This is a genomic window from Halalkalirubrum salinum, from assembly GCF_005543295.1.
Taxonomy (GTDB): Archaea; Halobacteriota; Halobacteria; order Halobacteriales; family Haloferacaceae; genus Halalkalirubrum; species Halalkalirubrum salinum.
On the sequence record NZ_SRSG01000009.1, the window covers coordinates 64,706 to 91,375 of the forward strand.

At 61.7% G+C, this 26,670-nt stretch carries 21 protein-coding genes and 1 pseudogene; 12 read left to right on the forward strand and 10 right to left on the reverse strand.

The window, feature by feature from the left end:
- The first annotated feature begins 350 nt into the window (after positions 1-350).
- Positions 351-1,853 (forward strand): ATP-binding protein, encoded by a 1,503-nt coding sequence (locus tag E5K03_RS02975; RefSeq protein ID WP_138004884.1) that lies wholly within the window; start codon positions 351-353, stop codon positions 1,851-1,853.
- A 5-nt stretch (positions 1,854-1,858) separates the two neighbouring features.
- Complete coding sequence (locus E5K03_RS02980; protein WP_138004885.1) at positions 1,859-2,710, forward strand: MBL fold metallo-hydrolase; 852 nt, start codon at positions 1,859-1,861, stop codon at positions 2,708-2,710.
- Between the two features lie 20 nt (positions 2,711-2,730).
- On the opposite strand, the gene E5K03_RS02985 is transcribed toward E5K03_RS02980, so the two are convergent.
- Together E5K03_RS02985 and E5K03_RS02990 are read right to left on the reverse strand one after the other, a co-directional pair.
- On the reverse strand, positions 2,731-3,690 hold the full coding sequence (locus tag E5K03_RS02985) for a DUF5787 family protein (RefSeq protein WP_138004886.1): 960 nt from the start codon (positions 3,688-3,690) through the stop codon (positions 2,731-2,733).
- A gap of 75 nt (positions 3,691-3,765) precedes the next feature.
- Positions 3,766-4,119, reverse strand: a pseudogene (locus E5K03_RS02990) (nitric-oxide reductase large subunit); the annotation flags it as partial.
- 38 nt (positions 4,120-4,157) lie between these two features.
- Here E5K03_RS02990 and E5K03_RS02995 point away from each other — a divergent pair.
- The 5 genes from E5K03_RS02995 to gdhB all read left to right on the forward strand — a co-directional run bounded on the left by E5K03_RS02995 (position 4,158) and on the right by gdhB (position 9,255).
- Positions 4,158-4,553, forward strand: a complete 396-nt coding sequence (locus tag E5K03_RS02995) for a hypothetical protein (RefSeq protein ID WP_138004887.1) — start codon at positions 4,158-4,160, stop codon at positions 4,551-4,553.
- Positions 4,553-5,188 carry an NUDIX hydrolase gene (locus E5K03_RS03000; protein WP_138004888.1) on the forward strand — a complete coding sequence of 212 codons (636 nt, stop codon included), beginning with the start codon at positions 4,553-4,555 and terminating at the stop codon, positions 5,186-5,188. The genes E5K03_RS02995 and E5K03_RS03000 overlap by 1 nt, the downstream gene beginning before the upstream one ends.
- A 61-nt stretch (positions 5,189-5,249) precedes the next feature.
- Positions 5,250-7,691: a GAF domain-containing protein gene (locus E5K03_RS03005; RefSeq protein WP_138004889.1), complete on the forward strand. Its 2,442-nt coding sequence runs from the start codon at positions 5,250-5,252 to the stop codon at positions 7,689-7,691.
- 76 nt (positions 7,692-7,767) lie between these two features.
- A complete protein-coding gene (locus E5K03_RS03010; RefSeq protein WP_137196908.1) occupies positions 7,768-7,944 on the forward strand; it encodes a rubrerythrin-like domain-containing protein in 177 nt (58 codons plus the stop codon).
- A gap of 3 nt (positions 7,945-7,947) precedes the next feature.
- On the forward strand, positions 7,948-9,255 hold the full coding sequence (gene gdhB, locus E5K03_RS03015) for a glutamate dehydrogenase GdhB (protein ID WP_138004890.1): 1,308 nt from the start codon (positions 7,948-7,950) through the stop codon (positions 9,253-9,255).
- Positions 9,256-9,341: 86 nt separating this feature from the next.
- On the opposite strand, the gene E5K03_RS03020 is transcribed toward gdhB, so the two are convergent.
- The 5 genes from E5K03_RS03020 to E5K03_RS03040 form a co-directional block, all read right to left on the reverse strand.
- Complete coding sequence (locus E5K03_RS03020; RefSeq protein WP_138004891.1) at positions 9,342-11,432, reverse strand: hypothetical protein; 2,091 nt, start codon at positions 11,430-11,432, stop codon at positions 9,342-9,344.
- 74 nt (positions 11,433-11,506) lie between these two features.
- Positions 11,507-11,800 carry a stress response translation initiation inhibitor YciH gene (yciH, locus tag E5K03_RS03025; RefSeq protein ID WP_137196911.1) on the reverse strand — a complete coding sequence of 98 codons (294 nt, stop codon included), beginning with the start codon at positions 11,798-11,800 and terminating at the stop codon, positions 11,507-11,509.
- A 96-nt stretch (positions 11,801-11,896) separates the two neighbouring features.
- Complete coding sequence (locus tag E5K03_RS03030; RefSeq protein WP_138004892.1) at positions 11,897-14,179, reverse strand: transglutaminase family protein; 2,283 nt, start codon at positions 14,177-14,179, stop codon at positions 11,897-11,899.
- A complete protein-coding gene (locus E5K03_RS03035) occupies positions 14,176-15,207 on the reverse strand; it encodes a DUF58 domain-containing protein (protein ID WP_171006579.1) in 1,032 nt (343 codons plus the stop codon). The genes E5K03_RS03030 and E5K03_RS03035 overlap by 4 nt, the downstream gene beginning before the upstream one ends.
- A gap of 23 nt (positions 15,208-15,230) precedes the next feature.
- Complete coding sequence (locus E5K03_RS03040) at positions 15,231-16,193, reverse strand: AAA family ATPase (protein ID WP_138004894.1); 963 nt, start codon at positions 16,191-16,193, stop codon at positions 15,231-15,233.
- A 217-nt stretch (positions 16,194-16,410) separates the two neighbouring features.
- Between E5K03_RS03040 and mutS the strand changes: the two genes are divergently transcribed.
- Positions 16,411-19,074: a DNA mismatch repair protein MutS gene (gene mutS / locus E5K03_RS03045; protein ID WP_138004962.1), complete on the forward strand. Its 2,664-nt coding sequence runs from the start codon at positions 16,411-16,413 to the stop codon at positions 19,072-19,074.
- A 63-nt stretch (positions 19,075-19,137) separates the two neighbouring features.
- A complete protein-coding gene (mutL, locus tag E5K03_RS03050) occupies positions 19,138-20,820 on the forward strand; it encodes a DNA mismatch repair endonuclease MutL (protein WP_138004895.1) in 1,683 nt (560 codons plus the stop codon).
- 7 nt (positions 20,821-20,827) lie between these two features.
- Here the strand turns inward: mutL and E5K03_RS03055 are convergent, their stop codons facing one another.
- The 3 genes from E5K03_RS03055 to pyrH are packed head-to-tail and all read right to left on the reverse strand — an operon-like array spanning position 20,828 to position 23,807.
- Positions 20,828-21,205: a DUF7573 domain-containing protein gene (locus E5K03_RS03055; protein WP_138004896.1), complete on the reverse strand. Its 378-nt coding sequence runs from the start codon at positions 21,203-21,205 to the stop codon at positions 20,828-20,830.
- On the reverse strand, positions 21,205-23,091 hold the full coding sequence (lysS, locus tag E5K03_RS03060) for a lysine--tRNA ligase (protein WP_240729923.1): 1,887 nt from the start codon (positions 23,089-23,091) through the stop codon (positions 21,205-21,207). Before lysS ends, E5K03_RS03055 begins: the two co-directional genes overlap by 1 nt.
- Entirely contained in the window at positions 23,088-23,807 is a 720-nt protein-coding gene (pyrH, locus tag E5K03_RS03065) for a UMP kinase (protein ID WP_137196918.1), read from the reverse strand. The genes lysS and pyrH overlap by 4 nt, the downstream gene beginning before the upstream one ends.
- Before the next feature lie 129 nt (positions 23,808-23,936).
- Between pyrH and E5K03_RS03070 the strand changes: the two genes are divergently transcribed.
- The 3 genes from E5K03_RS03070 (at position 23,937) to E5K03_RS03080 (ending at position 26,594) form a co-directional block, all read left to right on the forward strand.
- Positions 23,937-24,728: a molybdopterin synthase gene (locus tag E5K03_RS03070; protein WP_138004897.1), complete on the forward strand. Its 792-nt coding sequence runs from the start codon at positions 23,937-23,939 to the stop codon at positions 24,726-24,728.
- Positions 24,729-25,077: 349 nt separating this feature from the next.
- Entirely contained in the window at positions 25,078-25,323 is a 246-nt protein-coding gene (locus E5K03_RS03075; RefSeq protein WP_137196920.1) for a DUF7123 family protein, read from the forward strand.
- Positions 25,324-25,436: 113 nt separating this feature from the next.
- Positions 25,437-26,594, forward strand: coding sequence for a site-2 protease family protein (locus E5K03_RS03080; RefSeq protein ID WP_138004898.1), 1,158 nt, complete (start codon positions 25,437-25,439; stop codon positions 26,592-26,594).
- The last annotated feature ends 76 nt before the right edge of the window (positions 26,595-26,670 follow it).

Here is a 26,670-nt window from a genome sequence, read left to right on the forward strand (position 1 = left end):
TCATACAGTTGTTTCGTGTTGTGCTGACTGCCTGTATGAATAAAACGCTGACCGTTGAAATAATACAATTACATACACCCGGAACAGATATCTGTCAAATATATATATGTATGTATTGACCTAATATTTGTATTTGCGGATGAATCCTGAACAGAACTGTTTGATTGTCACGGAATGTTCGGTCGTTTCGAAATGCAGTATACTGCCCACTCGCCGTTCACGATCAGATCGCGGGCGGCTCAGATCGATCGCGCCGGGGAGTCGGTGTCCAGGCGCTGGCCACAGTGACGCCCCCCAGCGTGCCAGTCGCTTCGACGCGCTTAACCGCATACACCGAGAAGTTTTGTGAGATGAGTGACCCGGCCTTGGACGTGGTCGAGTTCGTGTTAACCGCACATCTCTACACGGACAATCGATCGCTTGATGAGAATGATCTCCCGCCACGATTCAGGCGGGTCTTTTGGACCGAAAGTGACGAAGAGGGCGATCCCGGCGGGGTCGAACGGCCCCTGAAGGTGACAGACACGATCGCGAGAACAGCCACGGGGGTCGAACAGCCGTGGGAGGCAGTCTCAGAGCTGTTGTTTACCCAGCGAGCCGACTTCACCGGCGAGATCAGCCTCACACAGCCAGATATGGCGATCGAGTGGTTCCTCAACCACGCCGACGAAGATCGGCTCCAGACCAATCCGACGCTGGCAGCCGCGATCGAAGCCCATGAGGACTTCAACGCCAACGTGACCCACGAGGAGGCGCGTGAAAACACCCGCCCGATCGAGGCCGATCGGGTCTGGATCGATGCGCTGTTAGCGGAGTACTTCGACGAGGAAGAGGACGCAGAGATGCTCGATCTCGTCAACGTCCGCGCGCCCGAAGAGATCGAGATGACGCTCGACGACCTTGTGTTGACCCAGGATCAAGAAGACGAGATCGCAAAGATCGTCAAAGCGATCGAACACCGCGACTACCTCGCGGCGATCGGCCTTCGGGAAATCGGCAAACTGCTTTTCGTCGGTCCACCCGGCACCGGTAAGACGACGATCTCACGGGCGATCGCCCACGATCTCGGGCTGCCGTTCGTCGAAGTGAAGCTGTCGATGATCACAAGCCAGTACCTCGGCGAGACGGCGAAAAACGTCGAGAAGACCTTTGAGGTCGCAAAGCGGCTCTCGCCGTGTATCCTCTTTATTGACGAGTTCGACTCGGTCGCAAAGACCCGCCGCAGCGACGAACACGCCGCGCTCAAGCGCGCGGTCAACACCCTGTTAAAGTCGATCGACGACATCTCGTTAATCCGTGACGACGTGTTGTTGATCGCGGCGACGAACCACCCCGATCAGCTCGACGCAGCGGCGTGGCGGCGGTTCGACGAGATCGTCAACTTCCCGAAACCCGACGTGGGGATGCGCGCAGACATTCTGCAGGTTATCACCAAGCAGATGGACATCGACGAGTTCGATCCCGCAGAGGTCGCCGAGCTCACGAGCGGGCTCACCGGCAGTGATCTGCGGCTCGTCCTCCGAGAGGCGGTGCTCGAAGCACTCACTGAAGAGCGCATGCAGCTCACCCAGAAAGACCTGCTTTCAGCAGTCGAGGACTTCGAGGAACGCGACAACCTCAAGAATATGGACATGATCGACGGCGACGGCGCGGCGATCACCGGCGCGAGTGGTGATGGCCACGGCGGCCATAATCATAGCGACGATGCGCACGACCACGATCACGATCACAGTGATGACGCTCACAGCCACGAAGGGGACGCACACGATAAGGAAAGTGACACAGACGAAAAGAGCGGCTCCGAGGATGCCGACACCGGCGATCGAGTCGAACCAACGGACCCAATTCGCTGAGCGCGATGGAGGTCACACTACTTGGAACCGGCGACACGACCGGGACGCCGACCGTCGGCTGTGAGTGTGACACCTGCGCGGAAGCCCGCAAGCGCGGCGTCCACCGAAGCCGGTTTTCCGTCCACGTCCGCAACGAGCGAACCGACGAATCACTCCTCGTTGACCTCAGCCCTGACTTTCGACACCAGTTTCTGACGACCGACGCATCGCTTCCTGACGAGGCGATCATCACCCACATCCACTTCGATCACCTCGACGGGCTGGGCAACGCCTACCGGGTGTTCGATAACCTTCCGGTCCACGCGGCGAATACAGTCGATCCAATCACTGAGGAGTCGGTCGCCGACACGATCCGCCGGAAATACGACTACCTCGATCGAATCACCGTTGTCGATCATGATCCCTTCGAACCGTTCGAGGTCTGTGGGTTCTCGGTACGGTTGGTCCCGGTCGATCACCCGCCGCTCATCTGTTTCGGACTGACGATCGAAGACCCTGAAACCGGCGCAAAACTCTCGCTTTCGGGGGATTCGAGCTACGACATTCCCGAGGACTCTCGGACAGCACTCGCCGATCCAGATCTGTTTTTGGCCGACGCGATCGTTCCTGCATCGTTGTGTGAACACCACCCACTTGGTGGGAAAGACTACGATGACGAGGGGACGCCGCGGACGTTCGGCTCGAAGCACATGACCCGCGAGGGCGCACTCTCGCTGGCGGCAGAACTCAACGCGACGGAGACGCGGCTCGTTCACACTGCGCACTTTTATCCGGTCGAGGAGGCCTTCGAGGAGCCGCTGGCGGTCGACGGCGAGCACTATCGGCTTGACGGCTCTGGTGTCGATCGACTCTGTTGAATCAGCTATGTCTGGGCGGGTTACCCGAACCGATCGAGCCCTGCCTGTCGTTTCACTACCCCATCCGGGTCGCGGACCCACGGCGATCGATCGTCTCTGAGCGCCGCGAGGTCGACTGCTGGCTGATCGGCCGGCTCGTGGCGGGGACAGTCGGTCCCACAGTCAGTGGCGGGATCGACGATGCGATCGTACGCCGAACAGTAGGGCAATCCAGCCTCGGTCGCCTCGGCGTGTTCGCAGGCCGGCATGTCGTACGTTCGCCAGCCCTTCCCATAGGCCCGTTCGGCGATCCGGAGCCGCTTCCGGCGCTTAGCGTCGGGTGTCACCGTCTCGATGTCTGTCGAAAGTGGGTTGTACGCGATCGGTTCGACGCCCGACTCGTCGACTGGGAGTGGTTCTGGCTCACGGATTACCGTTAATTCACGGCCGTCGAGGTCAAACCGCCAGACGCCCACCTCGGGCGGGAGGCGGTTCAGGTGGGCGCGGGTAACGTAGCTTTCGGTTGCGAGGATCACCTCTTCGAAGAGTGCAAGCGAGACATCGAGGCGCAACTGGCGTTCGAGATCGCCCGGCCGACCCAGATCCGGCTTGTTTTCGATCGCGACGAGGCCGTCGAACCAGCGCTCAGGGTACCGGGTTGCCTGACGGACGTACCGGCGGCCGCCGCGGCGCTCGGACGCAAAAAAGCCAATGTCGATCGCCCGATCGGTCACACTCCGGGCGCGATCGGGGTGGCAGTCAAACGCGCTTCCCGGGCGGACCGCCGCCCCAGTACCGACGTCGCTTTCGATCGCTGCGAGCGGGATTGCCGCAGAAGTAATCGCTGTTCGGCGATCGAACGCGGGGCCCGGTTCGAGGAGGCAAACGTCGACGATCCGGCTGCCGGGCTCGGCGACCGCGCCGCCGAGTTGGCGGGCGATGACGGCGTCAGTTTGCGCTTCGAGGTGGGTGCACAACGCGAGCTCGAAGCCGAACTCCATACGAAGTCGGGGGGTTCTGTGGGCAAAAACCGATCGGCCACTGCGGCCCGATCGGCCGGTAATCTGCGACACGTATCAGTCGTCGTCGCCGATGATACCCTCCGCGACGGCCGTGTCCTCGACACTCGGATCGTCCGCAGACGCCCGAAGGACGAACCGCTTGCGGAGCAGGTCAGCCATGTAAATCACCGTTCCGACAATGATCAGCGTGTCGCCGGGCAGCCGTGCCCAAAACAGCGTCTAGACGATCGGCTGCTCGTAGAACGCGAGGCTCCGTGCGGCGGCGTAGCTTTCTGTGAACGCGACGTCCAACTGGAGGAATCCAACCGGCAACACGGAGACGAACACCATGAGCGCGAGGCCAACGTTCCAGCACCAGAATACCGCCCGCAGCCACGAGCCGTCCCAGTGCTTGGGATCGATCGACAGGTCGAAACCGGTATCCGACGAGGAAGCCTACGAGCGGTATGCACCGGTGGACGCGGTATACCCTCTGGGCGATCGGGATCATCGTCGTCGGCCTGCTGGCGCTGGGTGCGCTGCCCGGGCTGACGGGTTCGGGCCCGACGTACCACCTGACCGTCGAGACCACGACAGACGATGGCGGGGAAGCGACGAACGTAACCGATGTCTCCGAGCGTCGCTACCCGTATCTCGTGAGCGCGCTCGAAGCCGAAGACGGTCAATCAGACGGCTACCAGCGCGGCCTCGGCGGCCTGAAAGACGCGTTCACGCACTCGCCGTTCGACGAGTTCGACTCGCTAACCCAACAGACCCCCGACGCGGCTCGCGACGACGGCGATCGGGTGCTCGTCGAGCACGACGGACAGTATTATCTCGTTTCGATTACGGAGGGCACGTAATGAGCGACGACAACCATCACGGCGGGGATGGGACGGCCGACGAGAAGAATCACAGCGAGGGCACAAGGGCCGAGAAAAGACACCACAAACAGGCACTCTCGGAGCCTGAATGGGACGTGATCGAATCAGTGCCAGAGTACGAAACCGGCTGGTTCACCGGCGGCTACGATCTGGTCGAACAGCCGGACGGGACGACAAAGCGGTACTACTGGGCAGAACTGCCCCCCGCGGTCGTGATCGTCGCAGTGACAGACGAGCACGTCCTGTTCGTCGAGCAGTACCGGCCAACGATCAGAGAGACCCAACTGGAACTGCCGGCGGGCATCGTCGAATCGGGCGAATCGTTCACCGCCGCGGCAGAGCGCGAACTCCGCGAAGAGACCGGTTTCTCGCCCGAGGCAGTCTCGCTGTTGCAGACCTGTTGGTGTACGACTGGGCTGTTGCGGCACCGCCGAGGGTTTGTGTTTGCGACAGGGCTCACGCCGGGCGATCGCACCCTCGATACCAACGAGTTTCTGGTCCCGCGAGCAATTCCGATCGAGGAGGCGATCGACACAGCCCGTGAAGCGCCGACGAACGATGCGACACTCGAAGGCGTCCTCTTGGCTGCTCGCGATGGGCTGTTGGCCGAGTGAACGAGCGCCGTTTGGGTGGTCGGCCGACGCGGCTTTGTGACCCCGGTGAGTATGGCCGCCGATGACCGGAGCCAGTGACAGATCGTTGCCACCAGCGGTTTGTACGGCGTTGTTCAACGACGGCAGCTATCGGTGGCTTCTCGCAGCCAACGGATTGGTCGTCGAACGGAACGACGCCGCAGCGACGCTCGGAGAGAGCCAGCGTGCCTCAGTGTGGGGCGATGGCGACTGGTGGGACGAGGCCGATCGCGATCGCCTAGCCGAAACGATCCAACGAGTAGTCGATTGTCCGGAGACAGGCCGCACCACAACGACGATCGAAGCGAGCATGATCGTTCCATCTGATGACGGTGAGTCTCGCTCGAACGACCCAGCCGAGACCAACCAGACGATCCCGGTCGAGGTACAGGTTGAAGCACTCGGGCCCGATCGGCTGCTGGCGACCGCCAAAGACATTGGCGAGCGGGCACAGTTGGCCGATCGGCTCAAACGATCCGAGGAACTCCACCGAGTCACACTCAACAACATGACCGACACGGTGTTGGTTACCGACGCAGACGGGGAGTTTACGTACATCTGTCCGAACGTACAGTTCATTTTCGGGTACACCGTCGAGGAGATCGAAGCGTTCGGCACTGTCGACAAACTGCTTGGGGAGAGATTGTTTGATCCAGATCGGCTGGACGAGAAAGGTGTCTTGACGAACATCGAAACGACGACCACTGACGCGTTCGGACACGAACACACGCTGCTTATTAATGTCAAGCGTGTTGACATTCAGGGCGGCACAACACTGTACAGCTGTCGGGACATTACGACAAGAAAGCGCCGAGAGACGGCGGTATCTGTCGTACACGATACCGCAAAACAACTCCTGTACGCCGGAACTCGCGAAGAGATTGCGTCACTGACAATCGACGGGATCGAACGAGTTCCCGGATTCGATGCGGCGATCATGTATCGTTACGACGGCGAGACGAACAAACTCGTCCCCTCATCCCACACCGATGCAGCGACCGCGTCGTTCGGGCAAGTCACACCGGTTGCGATCGGCGACAACAAGTTGAGTCGAGCGTTCCTGGACGCGGAGTTGCGGACCGGGTCGATCCTTTCGGCCGCTGGAACGCAGGTGTGCGTACCGATGGACGAACACGGTGTGCTCGTGGTCGATCCATCCGACAGTGAACCGATGGCCGCCGCGGAGGGAGCGACAGACATCGCGATCGAGATTGCCGAACTCTTTGCCGCAACGGTCGAGGCAGCCTTCGATCGCGTGACTCGTGAGGAGCGACTTCGTGAGCACGACCGAACGCTGCAGTCGCGAAACGAGCGCTTAGAGCGTATGAACGAGATCAATACCCTCATCCGGTCGGTCGATCGGGACCTCGTAACCGCCGAATCGCGGTCAGCGATCGAGCGAGCCGTCTGTGAGCAGCTAACTGCCGATCGGTTCGCGTTCGCGTGGATTGGCTCGTCAGTCGGAGAGGGTGCACTCGAGCCACGGGCGTGGGCCGGCAGTCCGGGAGCGTATCTCGATGCGATCGAGGGAGATCCCAACGAGCCGGGCGCGGAGGCGCACCGTCGTGGTGAGCCGATCGCGATCGACAACGTCGCGGCTGAGCCGCGGGGAGCCGCATGGCGACGAACGGCACTCACCTACGGCTATCAGTCCGTCGCAAGTGTCCCACTGACAGTCGATGGGGTGACACATGGCGTATTAACCGTCTACGCCGCTAGCCCCGACGCGTTCAATGGAGAGATATTCGACGTTCTCACTGAATTAGGCCACACTGTCGCCGCGGCAATAAGCGCGGTCGCACGGAAGGCGGCGCTCGTCGGCGACGGAGCGACAGAAACGGTCCGACGGTACGAAACCGACGCCCCGGCAGGGTTTGTCGGCCGAGTTGCAGCCGAACTCGAGACCACGATCTCAGTGGTCGGAATGGACGCTGACGGCCGGACGTTGTTCATCGACGCGGCGAGTGTTCCCGCCGAGCGGGCCCGTCAGGTAATTGTGGATCGATCGGGCGTCGAAGACGTAACGATCGTTTCCGAGCGCGACACAACAGTCTCGCTTCGGGTTCGGTTCCAATCAGGCACAGAATTCCTGCCGGCAGCGCTTGCGGATCACGGCGTCCGAGTCGAGCGTTTTACGAGCGACGCCGAGCAGACTACGCTCATTGTCGCTGTTGGTGAACCGACGGGCGTGACTGCAGTGAATGCAATTGTCAACACTCATCTTCCGAACGCTCGGCTCGTCACGCAAACCAAACGATCGGGTGCCGTCGACAACGACCGCACACACCCCTCGTTGACTGACAAACAGCGCGAGGCTGTACGGACCGCGTACCACGCGGGATACTTCGAAATCCCACGGGCATGTTCGGGTGAAGACGTCGCCACAGCCCTCGATATCTCCCCACAGGCATTTTATCAGCGGCTCCGTGGCGCACAAAAGCGGCAGTACAAAGCGATGTTTGATCGATCTGTTCAGGACATGTAATAGTCAAGGCTTGTTATTCTTATCCCTTTAATTGTAAAATATAACGGTTATATCTGCAGGCAAATATTGCAACACCATGTCCGAGCAGGATACCGACCACTCGTCACGATTCTGGGATAGCGGGTACGACACCACGACCCCGACAACGTTTGAGTGTCTCAACTGTGGGGCGACGATCGTCTCTGAGGATTCAATTGGGACGTGTGAGCGTTGCGGCGGTGGACTCCGCAATAAGTCGATGCCCATTGAGTGAGTCATGCAACGGCACACTGCGCAGTCAGCCGACGCCGAGAGGACGAGTGAGACGACCACAAGCGAACCGTCATCGACACTTGAGGACGCGCTGTTACAACTCGAACGCGCCGCCGAACTCGTCGATGTCGATCCAAACGTAATAGAACGGCTTCGACACCCGACACGCGTCGTACAGGTATCGGTGCCGCTTCGGCGTGATAGCGGCGAGGTTGAGGTGCTCTCTGGCTATCGAGCCCAACACGATGACGTTCGGGGACCGTACAAAGGAGGCCTGCGCTATCACCCGGCAGTAACAGCCGAAGAGTGCACCGGGCTTGCGATGTGGATGACCTGGAAATGTGCAGTGATGGACCTTCCGTTTGGGGGCGCAAAGGGCGGGATTGCCGTCGATCCAAAGGCGCTCTCTGCAGCCGAAACCGAGCGACTCACACGACGGTTTGCTGAGGAAATCCGCGACGTCATCGGTCCGACGCGAGATGTACCCGCACCGGATATGGGGACAGATGCCCAGACGATGGCGTGGTTCATGGACGCCTACAGCATGCAGGAAGGTGAAACGATTCCCGGTGTCGTTACTGGCAAGCCACCAGTCATCGGTGGGAGCGAAGGTCGAGAAGAAGCACCGGGACGGAGTGTCGCGATCGTTGCCCGTGAGGCAGCACGATACTATGGAAAGTCGATCGACGGACTGACCGTCGCGGTTCAGGGCTTCGGCAGCGTCGGGGCGAACGCTGCGCGATTGCTTGACGAGTGGGGTGCAGCGGTCGTCGCCGTCAGTGACGTTGGCGGAGCAGTGTACGATCCGACGGGACTAGAGTTATCGGCGATTCCCGACCACGAAACGCAACCCGAAGCAGTCACAACCTTCGAAGATGCGCCAGAACAGCGCTCAAACGCGGAGTTGTTGGAACTAGACGTAGACATATTGATTCCTGCCGCGATCGGCGGCGTGATCACGGAAGCGAACGCGGATGTCATCGCTGCCGACATTATTGTCGAAGGAGCTAACGGCCCGACGACGTTCGATGCGGACACGGTACTTGAAGACCGAGGTGTACCGGTTATCCCCGACATTTTAGCTAACGCCGGGGGTGTAACCGTTTCGTACTTCGAATGGCTCCAGGATATCAATCGCCAATCGTGGACCGAAGCAGAGATCGAAGCCAAACTTACGACGAAGATGCAATCCGCCTGGGAAGACGTTGAGGCGGTCTACGATCCTGCGATGATGACGTGGCGAGATGCAGCGTACGCGGTTGCATTGTCTCGAATTGCTCGCGCGAAGGGCGCTCGCGGGCTCTGGCCCTAACGTGAACGATCGCAGATCGGGTGAGACGTAGCTTTTGTATTTCGCACACCCAATGTCGGAGTCTGTGGAAGTCTCGCTTTGTTACATCACCGACTCCGCCGACAAGCGATCAAAATGCTCAGCAAAAGGGCCACGATCGCCACACCAGATGTGAACCCCGGCACGGTTCCATCAATCCCGACGGCATCACCAGTGCCCTCGTCTGAGACCTCAATCGTCACCGACTGATTGGCAATCATCACTGTGTGACTCCCCGGTTCGTCGAACGACTCCGTCACCGCAATCGTCTCGTTCGCGCCGCGGTCAAGATGAACAGTGCGGCTGCCACGTTCGGTTCCGTCCACGGCGATCGAAAACTCCCCACGGCCGGGGATTGACGCGGTGTTCTCGACACTTGCGGCAACTTCAACTGACTCGTTCAGGCCGACAGTTGAGCGGTTCGTTTCGATCGAACCGACAGACAGCGGTGCTGGCGATTCGACGCGGACGACAAACCGGCTGTCTCCGGCGACGACTGGGAACCGTCCGGGCGTGTCGAACATGTGCTCAAAGGTGACCACGGTGCGATCGCCAGGATCAAGCGTGCCGGCGTCACTGGCAACGATTGAATCGTTCACGGCGAAATCGACAGTGTACTCGCCGGCAGTACCGCCGTAGTTTTCCACTGGAATTTCGAGTGCAATTGACTCGTCGGTGACGAGCCGAATCGGCGTCTGAGAGAGGGTTGCTGTCGTGTTTCTGTACGGACCGCCGACGCCGATCGTCGTGGGCTGATCGGCTTCAATCTGAGCAGGAAGCGAACCGAACGTCGTGTCGTGTTCAGTTCTGCCCCACATCGATGGGACCGCCCGGGTCGATACGTAGCGGTCGTGTGCCGTGACCGTTTCTGATCCGCCAGCGTCGTCAACGGCACTCCGGAAGCGATCGGTCGTCACCGGCTCCGAACGGGCGTTGAGCGCAGAAAAGACTCGGTCGATCGATGCTGCTCCTCCCGACTCCGACCGTATCTGCCGATCGAGCTCGCCGGCCACGAGCGCACCCTTGCGGTACTGCGCGCCAGGAGTCCACGTCTCGGGATCCGCGAGGACAGCATCCTCGTAGGCGGGTGCCTCCCCGCGGGCAAGCTCACGTTGGAATTCCTCGAACCGGATATCACCCGCTTCGAGTGTCAACCGAGCGGCGTAGTAGCTTGCACCACCCTCAATGAACCACTTGGTGTCAGTTGTCGATTCGAAGCTCTGTCTCGTGTGGACGTATTCGTGCAGCCAGACGTTACTCGGATCATCGAGGCGTTCGTCGTCGCCGACCCACATATCAGCATCAGCAGTTTGCAGTCCACGGACAGCCCACGGAACATCTCCTGTTGGTGCAGCGACGACGAACACCTCCGAATCGCGGTCACCCACGCGTAATGCGTCGGAAGCGAAGACAATTTGATCAAGGATTGCTTCGGGATCGGCTGCGAGCTCGGCATCATCGGGGACAATCAGCCGAATCGTTTGCCCGTGGGCGGTCCGGGTGTGTTCGGTATGTTCGCCGAGAAAGACCATCGACTCACCGGTTGCACCGGAACCGACGATCGATCGCGTTCGATCGACGCCGACGCGGGCAGTGTTTCCGGTCCACGACCAGCTGAGCCCTGGCCCAATCGGTCGAACGATCGCCCAGTCAGGGGTTTCTGCGAACGCTAAGCGGCCGTCAACTCCGATTGGGCCCTCCTGTTGGGTCGTCTGGTTCGACGACAACTGATAGGTAATCGACGGTGCCTCCGTGGCTCCATCCCAAGAGTACTCGCGATCGTCTGTCGCGTCAAAGCCACTGGTTTCGACGGCCGACGCCGCTGAAGGCACCGTCGCACTGAGCCGGGTCACACGGTCAGGGATTGTATAGTGGAGTTCAACAGTGAACTCACCAACCTGTGATGGCGTCCGATCGATCCGCATCGTCTGTTCGATATTGTCTCGATCATGTGTCGACGCGGGAGTGTCGGAGTCGTCGATCGCCGTAGTTTCGTTCGGTACGACAGTCGTATCGCGTGGCTGGGTGAGAGGATCTGGATCACTTGGCTGCGCAGAAAGCATCGACGAGCCAGCGGTGGCGCCTGCGATCGGCGCAGTAGCGAGCGAGAGACACACGACCAGACAGAGACAGACGACCGAAATCCGAAGCCGGCGCATACGCTCACCAGCAACTGGGAATAAAAAAACGCTCGGGGTGGACCCGCGTCGGGGCTCGACGGCGGAACTGTGGGTCAGGCGACGTTGAAGCCTTTCTCGCGGAGGAAGTCCTCCACGCGGCCGCGATGGTTTCCTTGGAGTTCGATCGAATCGTCTTCGACTGTGCCGCCACAGGCGAACTTCGATTTGAGGTCCGAGGACAGGCTGTCCATGTCCACGTCCCGCGGATCGAACCCTTCAATGACCGTTACCTCTTTCCCGTACCTTCGCTCGTCGATGCGGATGCTGATCTGCTGGGACTCTTTGGCGACGTCTTCGCAGACGCAGAGTTCCTGAGGCAGCCCGCACGTCGAGCAGACTTCCGACATTACAGTTCGGATCTACAGCACGATCATATTAAACAGTGTCGGGACCTGCCACAGCGATCGCACAGCCGGATTGCTGACCACAGCGATCACGGTCAGTTATCGTCCGATGAGCGATCGGATCGAGACGAGTTCTCGGACAAGTTCGTCGACATTGTCAACGACAGCGTCAGCAGCCTGACGATCGATCTGTGCATCGTACCGCGCACGTTCGTACGCGATTCGAATGTGATCGACTCGATCGTCGTCGGGACGAACCGACTGCAGATACGTCCGCATGGTTTCGCCCGTCCGTCGTGGGCGGTACCGCAGCGCAAGCGCAGTCTCCAGCCGATCGACAGCGCGTTCAATATCGTCGGCTGGCGAGCGATCGCCCCACTGGTACCGAACCCAAAGCAGACGATAGCCTCGTTCAGTGTACCCCAATCGCCGCGCGCCGATCACCGCACCAAGCAGCCCCATTCCAAGGAGACCGTACGTTTCGGTTGGGATGCCGTCGTCGTCAGACCCTTCCCCGGAGCCGGTCGTCCCGGGCGTCGCAAACTGATCGCCGACGGTTTCGACCGAGCCGCGATCAAGCTGTCCGCTTGGGGCGGTTGACGGGACCGAGCCATTGGTGGTGTTCGTATCCGTCGAGCCGTTCGTATCGGTCTCGTTTGCGCGATCGTCCGATCCGGATCCCGCGGTCTCCTCGTCTGTTGAGTCTTCGAACTCGGGCTGTGTTCCGGCGGCAGCGGCCGCGCTCTCTTCGGTGTCGACGCCCTCGCTTCCGGACTGTCTGGCCTCTGATAGACGGCTATCGCGGGCATCGTCGTAGGCATCGCGTGGCGTCGGCTCGAAGGCGATCCACCCGTGTCCGGGGAAGTACACCTCAACCCACGCGTGGGCGTTCTGCCCGCGGACAACCCACGTGTCGTCTTCGACCTGTTGGCCCTGTGAGTAGCCGGTGACGAACCGCGCGGGAATCCCCTGGGTCCGAAGCATGGTCACCATGGTCGTCGCGTAGTAAGTGCAGTAGCCGGCGTCCATCTCGAAGAGGAACGCGTCGGCGATGTCACCCTCTGGTCGGGTCACCGACAGCGAGTACTCTCGCTCGGTTCGGAGATACGTCTCAACGGTTTGTGCGACTTCGTAGGGCGTCTCGTCGTCTTCGGTGAGATCAGCGGTGAACGCGCCAACCCGATCGGGCGTCGTCTCCGGAAGCTGAGTGTATCTCGATCGAACCTCAGCGGGATAGGCGGTTCCAGCTGCCTGTAGCTCGTCACTGTCGGCATCCGGGCGCTGGCTCACGACGACGTACTCGTCGCCCGCGCCGATCGGTTCACCAAGCTGGAGGTCGCCGGTTTCTGTCACCTGCGTTCGGTCTTCGACCCCGCTGACGCGTTCGGGCCGCCAGGCCGCCGGCAGCGCCGTCATCGTGGATTCTGCACGGATTCGCTGGGTGAGTTCACGAGTCTCGCCGGGCGGTCCCGAAAGCGATTCGTCGTAGGCACTCGACTCACCTGTCCGGACCCACCCGTCACCCGTGTATCGATCGTAGCTGGCAGTGCGCCAGTAGGCCGCCTCCTCACTTTCGACGGTGAAGCGAACCTCCGGGGAGAGTTCGATCGAGCCGACGACAGCCAGTTCCTCTTCGCTGGTGACGAGGTTTGCTTCGGAGTCAACCGCGTCACGATCGGCAAACAACGGCTGCGTGGCCCCGCCCGGAACAACAGTAACCGTTGCCGAGAGCACTAACGCCGCGAGCACGATGGTCGCCGTCGTGTCCCAGTGCGCGCGGAGCCCACCGGCAGCGGTCCGAAACGAGACGGCGATCGCCGCGCCAGCGACCCCCACTGCGGTCACGAGAAAGCCCGCATCGCCCGTGAGCACAAAGAACAGCAGCGTTGAGCCCGCAGCAGCGGTTGCGAGCACGTCACGGCCGCGAACCAAGAGATACCACGTCAAAAACGTCGGTACCGGCGCGATCGAGATTATCCAGATACGCGCGGCCGTCAGCCTGAGCACCGAAAACCCCGTCAGTAGCGATGCCGTGTCGGTGAACACGCGATTGACGGTAAATAGCGATCGCTGGCTTGCTGGAATTGCAAGCAGGTAGCTGGCGAACCCAAGACAGAGCAACGCTCCTGAAAGGACCAATCCAGCCCGGAGCGACACTGTCCGTCCAGTGATCGTTGCCGCGAAAATCGCGACTACCAGGACAATAGTGAGTCGCACAGTGCCGCCAACGACGCCAGTTACCGAATAAAACACCGACAACGTTGCCACGAGGAGGACGACAATGCCGATCGCCGGCGGACGAAACACCCCCGCAACAGCGTTCGTATCGGCCTCTACCGATCGAGCCCGAACCACATTCAAGAAGGTCGTCCGCACACTCATACAGACACCTCCATCCGGCGTTGCTCATTCGTTGAGTGATGTGTTTGCCCCCAGCTGTCAGGGATCGGTCCGGTAATCGGCTCCGATCCACTTTTGAGATCCTCGAAGCGCCAGGTTGTCTCACCGATCTGGACCGTGGTGTCCTCGCGGCCAGCATCGACCACGATATCGGCGTCTGGATCGGGGACGGCCCCTGGTCCAACGGTCGCAAGACGAGTCAAAAGCACCATCGTAGCGCCTGAATCGGCGGCTGACAGCGTTCCATTCGGTAGCGAGACCGTAATTGGCAACCCCAAGTCAAGTAACGCAAGTGCGACGCTTGTGACCGCAGTAGCGAGTTCATCAGCCCGCCCGGACGCTGCGCCGCCGCTCAGTGTGAGATCGCCCTCACCAGTTGGGGCGGCGAAAGACTTGACCACGAGTTCGTCGCGCTTTGCGGTTGTCGGCCAGTGGATGTCTCTGAGGCTGTCGCCCCGATCGTACTCGCGGAGGCGATCGAATTCGTCGCGCTGGCGACTCACGTCGACCGAGTCGCCTCTCGAGACGACCGACTGGGCCAATGCGATCGAATACCGTGGTGGGTAGACGAGACACGAGTCGGTGCCGCGGCGACGCTTGCGGGTTTCGAGCAGTCCAAACACATCGCGTACCACGAACGTTGTCGGACCGAGGCGGTGTTCGCCACGAGCAGTATATCGCACCGTGTAGTCGATCGGGCTACCATCGCCGAGTTGCCCGCCCGGAGTCTCCGCGGTCAGTCCCGCCCCAAGGTCGTCGCAAACGCTCGCAACGGGCGGACGCCGCAGTTGCCCCCCGTCGACGGGATCGAGAAACCGGAGCCGGACGGTGTGGGCCTTGCCGACGAAGTCGTCCGGCGGCACCTCACGACTGACCTGCGGGACCGTAACCGAGCGAAGCTGGAAATACCCCGCCACGAGCGCGACAGCTCCGCTAACGACGACGAGGTTTAGACTCCGGGCACCAAAGGCTACGCCGAGTGCGAAGGCGCCGATCGTGATCGCAAGCACAGTTCGTCCTCGTCGAGTGAGTCTCATTCCACAGTAACCGTTTTCAGGGCGCGTTCGACGATCGATTCACCCGAATCTCCGCCGCTGTCGGACCTGATCCGATGGGACAACACCGTTTTGGCCTCTGTCTGGACATCGTCGGGGACGACGTAATCGCGTCCGTCGAGAATTGCCCGGGCCTGTGCGCCGCGCATAAGCGCGATGCTCCCGCGAGGGCTGACCCCAAGTGCGGCGTGGTTTCGGGTATACTCGACGAGCGCGGCAATGTAGGCACGAACCGGCTCGGAGACGTCGACTGCGCCGACCGTGTTTTTGGCGCGAAGAAGATTCGCGGTGCTGACAACGGAGCCGATCGTGTCGATCGGATGAGTGCCCGAGACTCGCTCGAGCAGCGCAGTCTCCTCGGTGGTGCTCGGGTAGCCGAGGCGAATCTTCTTCATGAACCGATCGATCTCTGCGAGCGGCAGCTCGTAGGTGCGTCCCGGCTCGACGTCGTTTTGGGTTGCAATAACAGTGAAGGGGTCCGGCAGCTCACGGGTCGTCCCGTCGGTCGTCACCTGCCGTTCTTCCATCGCCTCAAGCAGTGCAGACTGGGTCTTTGGCGGCGCACGATTGATTTCGTCACCCAGGACGACGTTCGCGAACACCGGCCCGGGTTGGAAGTCGAACTCACGTGTCTGCTGGTTGAACACATTGACACCAGTCACGTCAGAGGGCAGTAGATCGGGAGTGAACTGCACGCGTTTGAACGAGCAGTCGATCGACGCGGCGAGCGCGCGAGCGAGCATGGTCTTTCCAACGCCTGGGACGTCTTCGACAAGGACGTGACCGTCGGCGAACACCGCGACAATGATGTGTTCGATTTCCGTGCGATTACCGACAATAACTTGCTGGACATTGTCGAGTATCGCCTCGGCGACGGCGGCAGCCTCCGTAACCGGGAGTGGCCTCGGCACATGATCCGTATCGGTCGATGCGTCAGTCATCGATATCGGGAGTGAATGTGACTCTGGCGACGTGTACTCGTCGGCGGTTCGGAGCGGTCGTCACATGTGGCGTGTGGACAGTACACATTCTCCGTTGTGGTTGCGCAAAGGTAACTCTGCCGGGCAAATGCACAGGATCCGGCCACGAGCGGTCAATACGGGTATATACACCACACGAGAGCGGCCATCTGCAGCCGTGTCGCTTATCTGCGATCGGATCGCCCGTTCGGATATGGACGATCCGACCGGCGCACCCGAGCCGATGGCCGCGAAGCAATCGGAGCTGACGCCGATGCTGTCGCAGTACCTACAGCTTTGTCTCGACCACGAGGAGGCGATCGTGCTGTTTCAGGTCGGCGACTTCTACGAGGCGTTTTGTGAAGCCGCCGAGGCAGTCGCACGGATCTGTGAGGTGACGCTCACGAAGCGTGAGGATTCGACGGGAACATACCCGATGGCTGGGATCCCGATCGACAACGCGGCCTCATACCTCGAACGGCTCCTCGATGCGGGCTACCGGGTCGCGATCGCCGATCAGGTCGAAGACGCCGACGCCAGTACGGGACTCGTCGATCGGGCAGTCACGCAGGTGTTGACGCCGGGGACAATCGTCGACGAGACGCTGCTCGCGGCGGGAACGACGAACTATCTCGTCGCGATTGCGGCGAACGAAACCACCGACACAACAGATACCGGCGGGCCCGAGCAGTTTGCGATCGCCGCGATCGACGTCTCGACGGGCGAGTGGTTCGTCGTCCCCACACCAGACACCGCAGCGATAGAGACGGAGCTTCGACGGATCGACCCCGCAGAGGTACTCGTCGAGCCATCGACCGCGGACATCGAAGCAATTGCGGCCGGCTCGTGGGCAGTCTCCCAAACCAGTCGACTTGAAGCGACGGCCCCAAACGATCGGCTGGACGCCTACGACACCGCAGCACTCGAAACCGACCTCGAACGACGCGCCTGCGCTGCGGTGGTCGGCTACGCTGAATACACCCAGGGCGACGACGGCTCGCTCGGATACGTCGGAGCCGTTCGGCGAGAGACCCGTCACGAGCGGCTGCGGCTCGACGGCGCGGCGCTGGCCAGCCTCGAACTGTTTGAAACCCGCGAGCGAGCAGGTGGGGCGACCCTGTTCGAAACGATCGACGCGACGTCCTCGGCGCTTGGTCGGCGATGTCTCGAGCGCTGGCTCCGCCGGCCGTTGGTCGACCGTGCGGCGATCGAATCACGGCTGAGTGCGGTTGCGGCACTCGCCGAGGCGTCGATCGCCCGCGAGGAACTTCGTGACGGGCTGGCGGATGCCTACGACCTCGAACGCCTTGCCGGGCGACTCTCCCGGGAGCGCGCGAACGCCCGAGACCTCAGATCGCTTGCGTCGACGCTTGCGGTCGTGCCCGAACTCCGAGCTGCCCTGGAGCCACTCTCGAGTGAGTCCGAGGCGATCGCCGCCCTGGCCGATCGGCTCGACCCACTGTCGGCCGTCAGCGAGCGAATCGAGGCTGCGATCCGGCCTGATCCGCCGATGGAAATTACCGACGGGGGAGTGATCCGAGAGGGATTCAACGAAGATCTCGACAACGTACGAGCAACCGCACAGGACGGCCGCGAGTGGGTCTCACAGTTAGAAAAACGCGAGCGCGAACGGACCGGGATCGACTCGCTGGCTGTGGGACACAATCAGGTCCACGGCTACTACATCGAGGTGACAAATCCCAACCTCGAGCACGTGCCCGAGGAGTACACCCGCAGACAGACGCTCAAAAACGCTGAGCGATTTTACACACCAGAACTGAAAGCGCGCGAAGACGAGATTTTCGCCGCCGAAGAGCGCGCCGAGAACCTCGAATACGAGCTTTTCACCTCGCTTCGCGAGGAACTCGCCGGTGAAACCGATCGAATCACGGCGCTTGCGGGCGCGATCGGCGAACTCGACGCGCTGTGTTCGCTTGCGAGTACGGCGGTCAACCGCGACTACGTCCGACCGACGGTCGCCGATCCAGGCGCAGCTATCCGTATCGAAGGCGGACGGCATCCGGTCGTCGAGTCAACAGAACGGGAGTTCGTCCCGAACGACACCGACCTCGCGCGCGGAGAGATTGCGATCATCACCGGACCGAACATGAGCGGCAAGTCGACGTACATGCGGCAGGTCGCGCTCATTGTCCTCCTCACACAGCTTGGGAGCTTCGTCCCCGCCGAGGCCGCCCGCGTGCCGATCGTCGATCGGCTCTTCACCCGCGTGGGCGCGAGCGACGACATCGCCGGCGGGCAGTCGACGTTCATGCGCGAGATGACCGAGCTGACCGACATCCTCACCGAGGCAACCGACCGATCGCTCGTCTTGCTCGATGAGGTTGGCCGCGGCACGAGTACGACCGACGGGCGGGCGATCGCAGCGGCGACAACGGAATACATCCACGACGAGATCGGCGCGACAACCCTATTTGCCACCCACTACCACGAGCTAACCGCGCTCGAATCGCAGTACGATCGCGTCGTCAACCGCCACTTCGCCGCAACGCGGGAGGGTGAGTCGGTGACGTTTCTGCATCGGATCGCTCGCGGCGGCTCGTCGGCGTCCTATGGGATCGAGGTCGCCCGGATGGCGGGCGTCCCAGAGGCAGTCGTCGAGGAGGCGTACGCGATCGTCGACGAAGAGGTGACAGAAACAGAGGAAACGGTCAGTCCGTCAACAGACGGAGACCAATCGCCGGCAGGCTCTGCAAGCGGCTCGGAGACCGATCCGGACGGTGGTGAGGGCGAAGCCGAAACGCTCGCCGAGATCGCTGCAGAGCTGGAGTCACTCGACATTGCCCGAACAACGCCGATCGAGGCGCTGACACTGCTGGACTCGCTGCAGTCGAAGCTCCGGTGAGCAGACAGGGACACGAAGCCCGGCGGTAACGCATATATTCGCTGGACTGTTTTTGCCGGACGTATGGCCGAGAGATCGATCCGCAGGCTGCCCCAGACGGTCGTCGATCGCATCGCCGCCGGCGAGGTGATCACCCGCCCGAGTCGCGTCGTGACCGAGCTCATCGACAACGCGCTCGATGCCGGCGCGAGTGCTATCGAGATCGAGGTCGCTGGGGGCGGGACTGAGCGGATCGCCGTCTCCGATGACGGGTGTGGAATGGCGCGGGCGGACGCCGAGCGGGCGATCGACCGGCACACGACGAGCAAGCTCGATCCAGCCGACGACGCGGCAATCGGTCGTATCGACACGCTCGGATTTCGGGGAGAGGCGCTGGCGTCGATCGCCGCGTGTGCGACCGTGTCGATCGTGACGAGCGACGGTCGTGCGGTTGGGACGAAGCTACACCACGAACCGCAAGCAGACGAACCAACAGTGACCGACGCCGGACGGGCGCAGGGGACAACCGTGACGGTAACCAACCTGTTCGACACGATGCCCGCACGCCGGCAGTCACTTGCTGGGGCGGCCACGGAGTTCCGCCGGATCGTCGATCGGGTGACCGCCTACGCGCTGGGTCGCCCTGACGTGCGGTTTACGCTTCGACACGACGGCTCGGAGACGATCTCAACGACCGGGCGGGGATTCACCGACGCGCTGCTCGGAATCTACGATCGGGAGGTTGCCTCCCACGCGAGCACCTTCGACCACGAGCGGGCAGTTACTGTCGGAGAAACTGAAGAGTCAGTCGACGTGTCGATCGACGGCGCGTTGGTCTCTCCCGCAATCGATCGGTCGCGCAAAGATCATATCAGAGTCGCGGTGAACGGTCGTCCCGTGTTGAATGGGGCGATCGAAACAGCGGTACGGGAGGGGTACGGACCGCGGCTCCCCTCCGAGCGGTTCCCAATCGCAGTCGTCCGTCTCGACGTGCCGCCAGCGCTGGTCGATCCGAACGTCCACCCCGCAAAAGAAACCGTCGGACTCGTCGGCGAGGACGCGATCGGGCCGGCGCTCACCGACGCGATCGACACCGCGCTATCGTCGGGAGACGATCGCCGTGCAAGCGCCGTCGCGACCGATCTTGACACGGCGATCGAGACCGGCAGGCCAGCCTCACGGTTCGACGAGCTGTCGGTAATCGGGACGTTTCGATCGCTGTACCTGCTTTGTGAGGCTGATGCCGAACTGATTGTGATCGATCAACACGCCGCCCACGAGCGGGTGAACTACGAGCGCCTCCGTGCGGTGTTCGACGGCCGTCCAATCGAGACTGCCAAGCTCGATCCGCCGGCGACGGTATCGCTTTCGCCAACAGCGCGGGCAAGGCTCGACGCACACGCTGAGGCGATTACCGAACTCGGCTACGAGGTCGAGCCGTTCGATGACTCGACGGTCAGGGTCAAAACGGTCCCCGCGCCGTTCGGCCGGACGGCAACGGCGGCGTCGATCCGCGATGCCGTGGGATCGGTCGCCAACGACGGCTCTGGGGCGGATCCACGCGAAGTGCTGTTGGCGGAGCTCGCCTGCCACCCATCAATCAAAGCCGGCGACGAGCTGTCTGCCGAGGCTGCACAGGCACTCATCGATCGGCTCGGGGAGTGCGCGGATCCGTACCGGTGCCCGCACGGCCGGCCGACAATGACTACATTGTCGGAGGCATCGCTGGCGAGCGCGTTCGATCGACAGGCAACCCGGTTTCAATGAGTCGTGGTCACCAGTCTTTGCAGGATCGACACACGTAGCGATCGCCGTCGCGCCACAGCGCGGTGACCGACACACCACAGCCCGGACACTCGGTCGGCTCCGGCGAGAACCGGTAGACTGCGATCGAACCTATTGGGTTGGAGGGATTATCAGGCGAGTCTTTGTCGGGGCTCTGGGAGTTTGCGTCGGTGAAGGCTGTAGGTTCAGCACTCGCGGTATCAGGATCGGCCGAGTCTGCGGAGGCTGTGGGTTCAGCACTCGCGGTATCAGGATCGGCCGAGTCTGGGCTCGCGGCGTCGACTGCGCCTGTGGGATCGGTGTGTGCGTCGTCGTCGGTATCCGAACTGGTGTCGAGAAAATCGTCCAGCGATCGGTTCTCGCCCATCAGGCTTCTCTACGCAGTCGATCGACAACAAACTCCCGCTCGAGTTCGCCGAGGAACTCCCCGAGCCGTGGGCCTTGCGTCTCATCAAAGAACAGGCGGTAGCCTGCTTCGAACAGCTCGCTCACGTCGAGATCGTGCTCGCGTGCTGTCTCGTAGATTTCGCTTTGGATCGCCTCGCCGTCGTGGCCCACCTCGACGAACGACGCCAGCGAATCAAGCGCGGCGGCGGTCGCGTCGTCGAAGGAAACGTCGGGCAGTTCCGCCTGCAGCCGGTAGTTGTAGGCGTTGTCCATCCGCTCAGCCCAGGTTCGAGCCTTCTCAACGCGGGCGAGCGCGGCGTCGATCGCCGCCTGACTCGCATCGTCGGGGATGTGCCCCTCGTCACGGGCGAGCTGTTCGCGGAACGCGGGGTCCTCAACCATGCCAAGCACGGCCGCGAAGGTGTAGGGCAGTCGGATTCGGTCGGGGTCTATCTCGTCGACGACAAACGGATACGCCCGCTCGGCGAAGGAAGTGAGATCCTCGTCGTCGACCTCGCCAAAGTACGCGCGCTCGAAGCGATCGAAGTCATCGACCAGCTGATCGAGCCGCGAGAGGTCGAGATCCCGCGCCTTCCGCGGATTGAGCGCGAAAAAGTACCGCAGTACCTCGGGTTCGAGCAGTTCGAGAATCTCGGGGACGGTAACGATATTGCCCGCTGAAGAGGACAGCGCCTCGCCGTTGAGCGTGAACCACTCGTATGTCATCGGGACCGGCGGGTCGATATCGAGGACTGTCCGGGCAATGTCTTCGCCGGAGGGCCAGGAGCCTTCCGCGTGGTCCTTGCCGAACGGCTCGAAATCGACGCCGAGCACCTGCCACTGGCCGGGCCACTCGAAGCGCCACGGCAGTTTGCCCTCCCGGAACGTGGCAGTTCCTTCGTGGTCACAGCCCTCGATCGTTCGATCGCCGACCGTCAGGTCCGTGCAGACGTAGTCGATCGTGTTGGCCGCGAGATCGATCGAGGTGACTGTTTCGGTGATCTTCCCGCAGTTCTCACAGACCGGATTGAATGGAACGTACGAGTCGTCGACTTTGTCTTGATACGCCGACAGCACCTCACGAGCAGTCTCGACCTCCGAGAGCACACACTCGACGACCGAATCGAATGCGCCCTCGGCGTACAAGTCGGTGTTCGAGAGCATCTCAACGGGAACCCCGAGGCGATCGGCGTCGGCCTGCAGGAGCGACGCGAAGTGGGCGGCGTACGAGTCGGCTTCTCCGAAGGGATCAGGGATGTCGGTGTAGGGCTTGCCAAGATTCCGCCCGAGCGCACCGGCATCAACGTCGCCCAACCCAACAATGTTCCCCTCGCTGTCAGCAAGTTTTCTGGGAAGTTTGCGAAGCGGATCCTTGTCGTCAGAGGTAAACACCTGTCGAACCTCGTGGCCCCGCTCGCGAAGCACCGCGGCGACGAAGTACCCGCGCATGATCTCGTTGAAGTTCCCGAGGTGGGCGACACCAGACGGTGAGACCCCGCCTTTGATCACGATCGGCTCGGCTGGATCGCGTGCTTCGATCGTATCAGCCACCTCGTCGGCCCAGAAGGCGTGGTGGGGAATGTCGCTGTCCTCGCGATCGATCGCAGAGAGGACGTGCGGTGAGGATGATTCGTGGTCGGTCTCCGTGTCGGCAGACGTATCAATGGCGTCAGTCTCGTCGGTCTCGTCGGTCGCGTCAGCCGTGTCAGTCGCGTCGGTCGCGTCAGCTGTGTCAGATGTGTCAGTCGCGTCGGCCGGATCAGATGTGTCAGTCGCGTCGGCCGGGTCAGATGTGTCAGTCGCGTCGGCCGGGTCAGATGTGTCAGTCGCGTCAGCCGGGTCAGTCGTATCAGTCGTGTCGTTCATACGGTCTGGGCCCAGTAGGTCGGTTCGTCACTTCCATCGGGGATGATGTCAGTTCCGGTGTGATCGCCGTCGAGAACCGCAGATTTGATCCGCCGGGGATCGTTGCCGTCGAGAACGACAGAGCGCATCGCCGATCGCTCGATGAGCTTCGCAGCAAGCAGATCAACCGGTGCGGACGCACCCGCATCCCGGCTCATTGGGACGATTACGTCGACGAGCTCAGCGGGCGACATCGACTCGAACTTGCGGGCGTCGTCGTTCATCGCGGGATCGCTGTCGTACACCCCGTCAGCGCCGGTTGCGTAGACGAGCAGGTCGGCGCCGATGTACTCGGCGAACGCCGCGGCGACCGCGTCAGTCGTCTGGCCGGGCATGACCCCACCCATGACGGTGACGTCACCGCGTCTGAGTGATTCGCCAGCCTCGTCGTAGTCCGTTGCTGGTGTCGGACGGGTCCCCGGGCCGAGCGCCGAAATGAGCAGGCGGGCGTTGATCCGGGTCACGTCGATCCCAATCTGGTCGAGTTGGACCTCGTTTGCCCCGAGGTTGCGGGCAGCCCCGATGTACTCGCGGGCGACGCCACCGCCGCCGACGACAACCCCAAGCTCACAGCCCTCCGCGGCAAGCGACTCGATGACGTCGGCGTGTGCAGCGACCCGATCGGGATCGAGTTCGGGCGCAAGGACGCTTCCGCCCAACGAAATCACGACTCTCATTGGAGAGTCGTAGCTTTGATCCGGCCTTAAGAGTTGCCAACTATCGGCCACACGGACCGAAACAGAATGGACTGTTGCCGCCCAGCGCGCCCCGACACGCTCAAGCGGCTCGATGCCTCGATGTGTGGTATGCAGACGCTCAGCGTGCTCGGACCCGGTGCGGCCGAGGTTGTTGGCAGCCTCGCCGCAGTGCTTGATGGACGGGTCGCAACGATCGATCGAACGGAGACGAACCCTGTTGAGCCCGAAACCGCCGACGGAGCCTACGAGCTTGGGCCCGAGGGGTCGTGGCGGGGAACGACTGCGGGGAGCGGCCTCCAGTCGCTACTCGATGACCTTGCCGGCGAGTTCGACTACGCGTTGCTCGCGGGTGTGAGCCGGACCCGAATGCCGACAGTTGTGATCGGCGATCACGAGCTACCGGAGGGAGCACTGCTCCTCGAACGCGTGGCCGATCGATCGGCGCTCGAACTTGAGGCGATCGCAACGACACTTGAAGAGACCGAACCGTACGTGACGCTCGAAACCCTCATCGATCGTGTTAAAGCCTCTCCAAAGGCCGAGCGATCGGGCGCGATCGCAACCTTCACCGGCCGGGTCCGCGCAAAAGACGCCCCAGACGACAGCCCGACAGAAGCGCTCACCTTCGAGAAGTACGAAGGCGTCGCCGAAACGGCTATGTCCCGGATCGAATCTGAACTGGCCGAGCGCGACGGTGTCCTGGCGGTCCAGATGCACCACCGCGTCGGTCGGATCGAAGATGGCGAGGATATCGTCTTTGTTGTCGTGCTCGCCGGCCACCGGACCGAGGCGTTCAGAGCCGTCGAAGACGGCATCAACCGACTCAAAGACGAGGTCCCGATATTCAAAAGAGAGACTACCGCTGATGCAGAGTTTTGGGTCCACGAGCGATCGGAGTGACACAGAAGGCTGGCGTATCGTTCGGGAACTGAAGTCGCATACTGGTCGTTTTGGTCGGGCGATCGCGATGCGGGCGGCACGCCGATCGACGAGTAACCGGCAATTATTGTAACAAATAAGCGCGATCGGGCGGCGGTAGTGCGAGTATCGTCAGACAATAATATTTAGAGTATAATTTTGAAATAAAATTCGAGGCGAGAGAATAAATAATCTTAGCTTCTCTAAGTTGTTTTCAGGAGCGATCGTTTTTGGCCTTTTACGAGGTGAATACCGTAAATCATATTGAACCACATCCAACGGTCTGGAGTTTATATACCCACCCAGCGGTAATCCGAAGTTGAGGTTGACAATGAGCGCAACAGCATCCCCCTCCACCGCGGACAATCCGAAAGAAGAACGTCTCAAACAGTACCTGCTCGATCGCGCGAAAGACGGCGAGATGTACTTCAAAGGGAAGTTTATCGCTGACGACGTCGGACTCTCGCCGAAAGAGATCGGCGCGTTGATGGTCAAACTTCGCGACTCGGCCACTGAGCTGACCGTCGAAAAGTGGTCCTACACGGGCGCGACGACCTGGCGCGTCGAAACGGCGTAAGCGCTCCAGCTGGTCCCCATCGTTTTTTACCGGCGATAGTTCAGCAGCCACATGAGCGATCGCTTTCACCGTCGACGACAACACATAAACTCCCGTATCCCATATCTCCCGTGATGGCTGACGACGATCCGGTCGCGACATCCGTTGATGGGTCGGTCCCACGCCCCCCCGAGCTGGAGTCGTGGTACCACCTGACCGATATTCGGGTCGACGGCGATCGAATCCTGTACTACGGCGAGCCGTTGATTCCAAGAAAGCGGCTGCTCGGCGAGCTGTGGGAGCCGTTTCAGCGTCGTGGGTACGACCTCAAGCTGGCTCGGGTCGACGGCGACCTCGCACTCGTCGCCGAGCCGATCGGCAGCAGCAGCCGTGACGGGATTCCGTGGACGAACGTGATCATGTTCGCCGCGACGGTGATCTCGACGCTCTTTGTCGGTGCATATGGGTGGTACTACATTCCCATGGAAGAGATCACCGCAAATCCCCTCTCCGTACTGGAGGCGTGGCCGTTCACGGCTGCGGTCCTCGGAGTGTTGATGATTCACGAGCTGGGTCACTACGCGATGGGGCGATACCACGGGGTAGACGTCTCGCTGCCGTACGTGATCCCGTTCGTCTTCCCATTTGGAACCCTCGGCGCGATCATTCGTATGCGTGGCCGGATGCCCAGTCGAAAGGTGCTTTTCGACATCGGCGTTGCGGGCCCGATCGCCGGGCTCATCGCAACGGTTGTCGTCACGGCGATCGGGCTGTCGCTCGGGCCGGTCGAGATCCCCGCATCGGTGCTCCAACAGGCAGAGTCCGGCCAGACGATCACGTTCAACAACCCGCCGCTTTTGGATCTCATCGCGTGGGCGATCGGCGAGCAGGCGACGTATTCGGATCCGGCATTGAACCCGCACCCGGTGATTATTGGCGGCTGGGTTGGGATGTTCTTTACCCTGCTTAACCTCCTCCCGGTGGGTCAACTTGACGGCGGGCACATGGTTCGGGCGATGGTCGGCGAGCGCCAGGAGACGATCGCCTCACTCGTCCCCGCCGCACTGTTCGGAATTGCGGGGTATCTGTACTACATTCGTGGCCTCGGGATTAACGAGTCGGTCGGGCTGTGGGCCTTCTGGGGCGTGTTCGCCATGGCGATCGCCTACAGTGGCCCCGCAAATCCGACCGACGAGTCGTCGATCGGCTGGCCGCGGATCGCGATCGGGTTCGCGACCTTCGGCGTCGGCCTGTTGTGTTTCATGCTCGTGCCGATTCAGGTCGTCGGGTGATCCTGTGGAGGTCGGGACAGCAATCGACACTACCCAATGCCATTGGTCGCCACAAATCCCGACAAAAACCAGCGAG

Bases quoted from the DNA above. Each gene is read 5' to 3' on its own strand.
- E5K03_RS02975 (WP_138004884.1), top strand. From the start codon at position 351: ATGAGTGACCCGGCCTTGGACGTGGTCGAGTTCGTGTTAACCGCACAT.
- E5K03_RS02980 (WP_138004885.1), top strand. From the start codon at position 1,859: ATGGAGGTCACACTACTTGGAACCGGCGACACGACCGGGACGCCGACC.
- E5K03_RS02985 (WP_138004886.1), bottom strand. From the start codon at position 3,690: ATGGAGTTCGGCTTCGAGCTCGCGTTGTGCACCCACCTCGAAGCGCAA.
- E5K03_RS02995 (WP_138004887.1), top strand. From the start codon at position 4,158: ATGCACCGGTGGACGCGGTATACCCTCTGGGCGATCGGGATCATCGTC.
- E5K03_RS03000 (WP_138004888.1), top strand. From the start codon at position 4,553: ATGAGCGACGACAACCATCACGGCGGGGATGGGACGGCCGACGAGAAG.
- E5K03_RS03005 (WP_138004889.1), top strand. From the start codon at position 5,250: ATGACCGGAGCCAGTGACAGATCGTTGCCACCAGCGGTTTGTACGGCG.
- E5K03_RS03010 (WP_137196908.1), top strand. From the start codon at position 7,768: ATGTCCGAGCAGGATACCGACCACTCGTCACGATTCTGGGATAGCGGG.
- gdhB (WP_138004890.1), top strand. From the start codon at position 7,948: ATGCAACGGCACACTGCGCAGTCAGCCGACGCCGAGAGGACGAGTGAG.
- E5K03_RS03020 (WP_138004891.1), bottom strand. From the start codon at position 11,432: ATGCGCCGGCTTCGGATTTCGGTCGTCTGTCTCTGTCTGGTCGTGTGT.
- yciH (WP_137196911.1), bottom strand. From the start codon at position 11,800: ATGTCGGAAGTCTGCTCGACGTGCGGGCTGCCTCAGGAACTCTGCGTC.
- E5K03_RS03030 (WP_138004892.1), bottom strand. From the start codon at position 14,179: ATGAGTGTGCGGACGACCTTCTTGAATGTGGTTCGGGCTCGATCGGTA.
- E5K03_RS03040 (WP_138004894.1), bottom strand. From the start codon at position 16,193: ATGACTGACGCATCGACCGATACGGATCATGTGCCGAGGCCACTCCCG.
- mutL (WP_138004895.1), top strand. From the start codon at position 19,138: ATGGCCGAGAGATCGATCCGCAGGCTGCCCCAGACGGTCGTCGATCGC.
- E5K03_RS03055 (WP_138004896.1), bottom strand. From the start codon at position 21,205: ATGGGCGAGAACCGATCGCTGGACGATTTTCTCGACACCAGTTCGGAT.
- lysS (WP_240729923.1), bottom strand. From the start codon at position 23,091: ATGAACGACACGACTGATACGACTGACCCGGCTGACGCGACTGACACA.
- pyrH (WP_137196918.1), bottom strand. From the start codon at position 23,807: ATGAGAGTCGTGATTTCGTTGGGCGGAAGCGTCCTTGCGCCCGAACTC.
- E5K03_RS03070 (WP_138004897.1), top strand. From the start codon at position 23,937: ATGCAGACGCTCAGCGTGCTCGGACCCGGTGCGGCCGAGGTTGTTGGC.
- E5K03_RS03075 (WP_137196920.1), top strand. From the start codon at position 25,078: ATGAGCGCAACAGCATCCCCCTCCACCGCGGACAATCCGAAAGAAGAA.
- E5K03_RS03080 (WP_138004898.1), top strand. From the start codon at position 25,437: ATGGCTGACGACGATCCGGTCGCGACATCCGTTGATGGGTCGGTCCCA.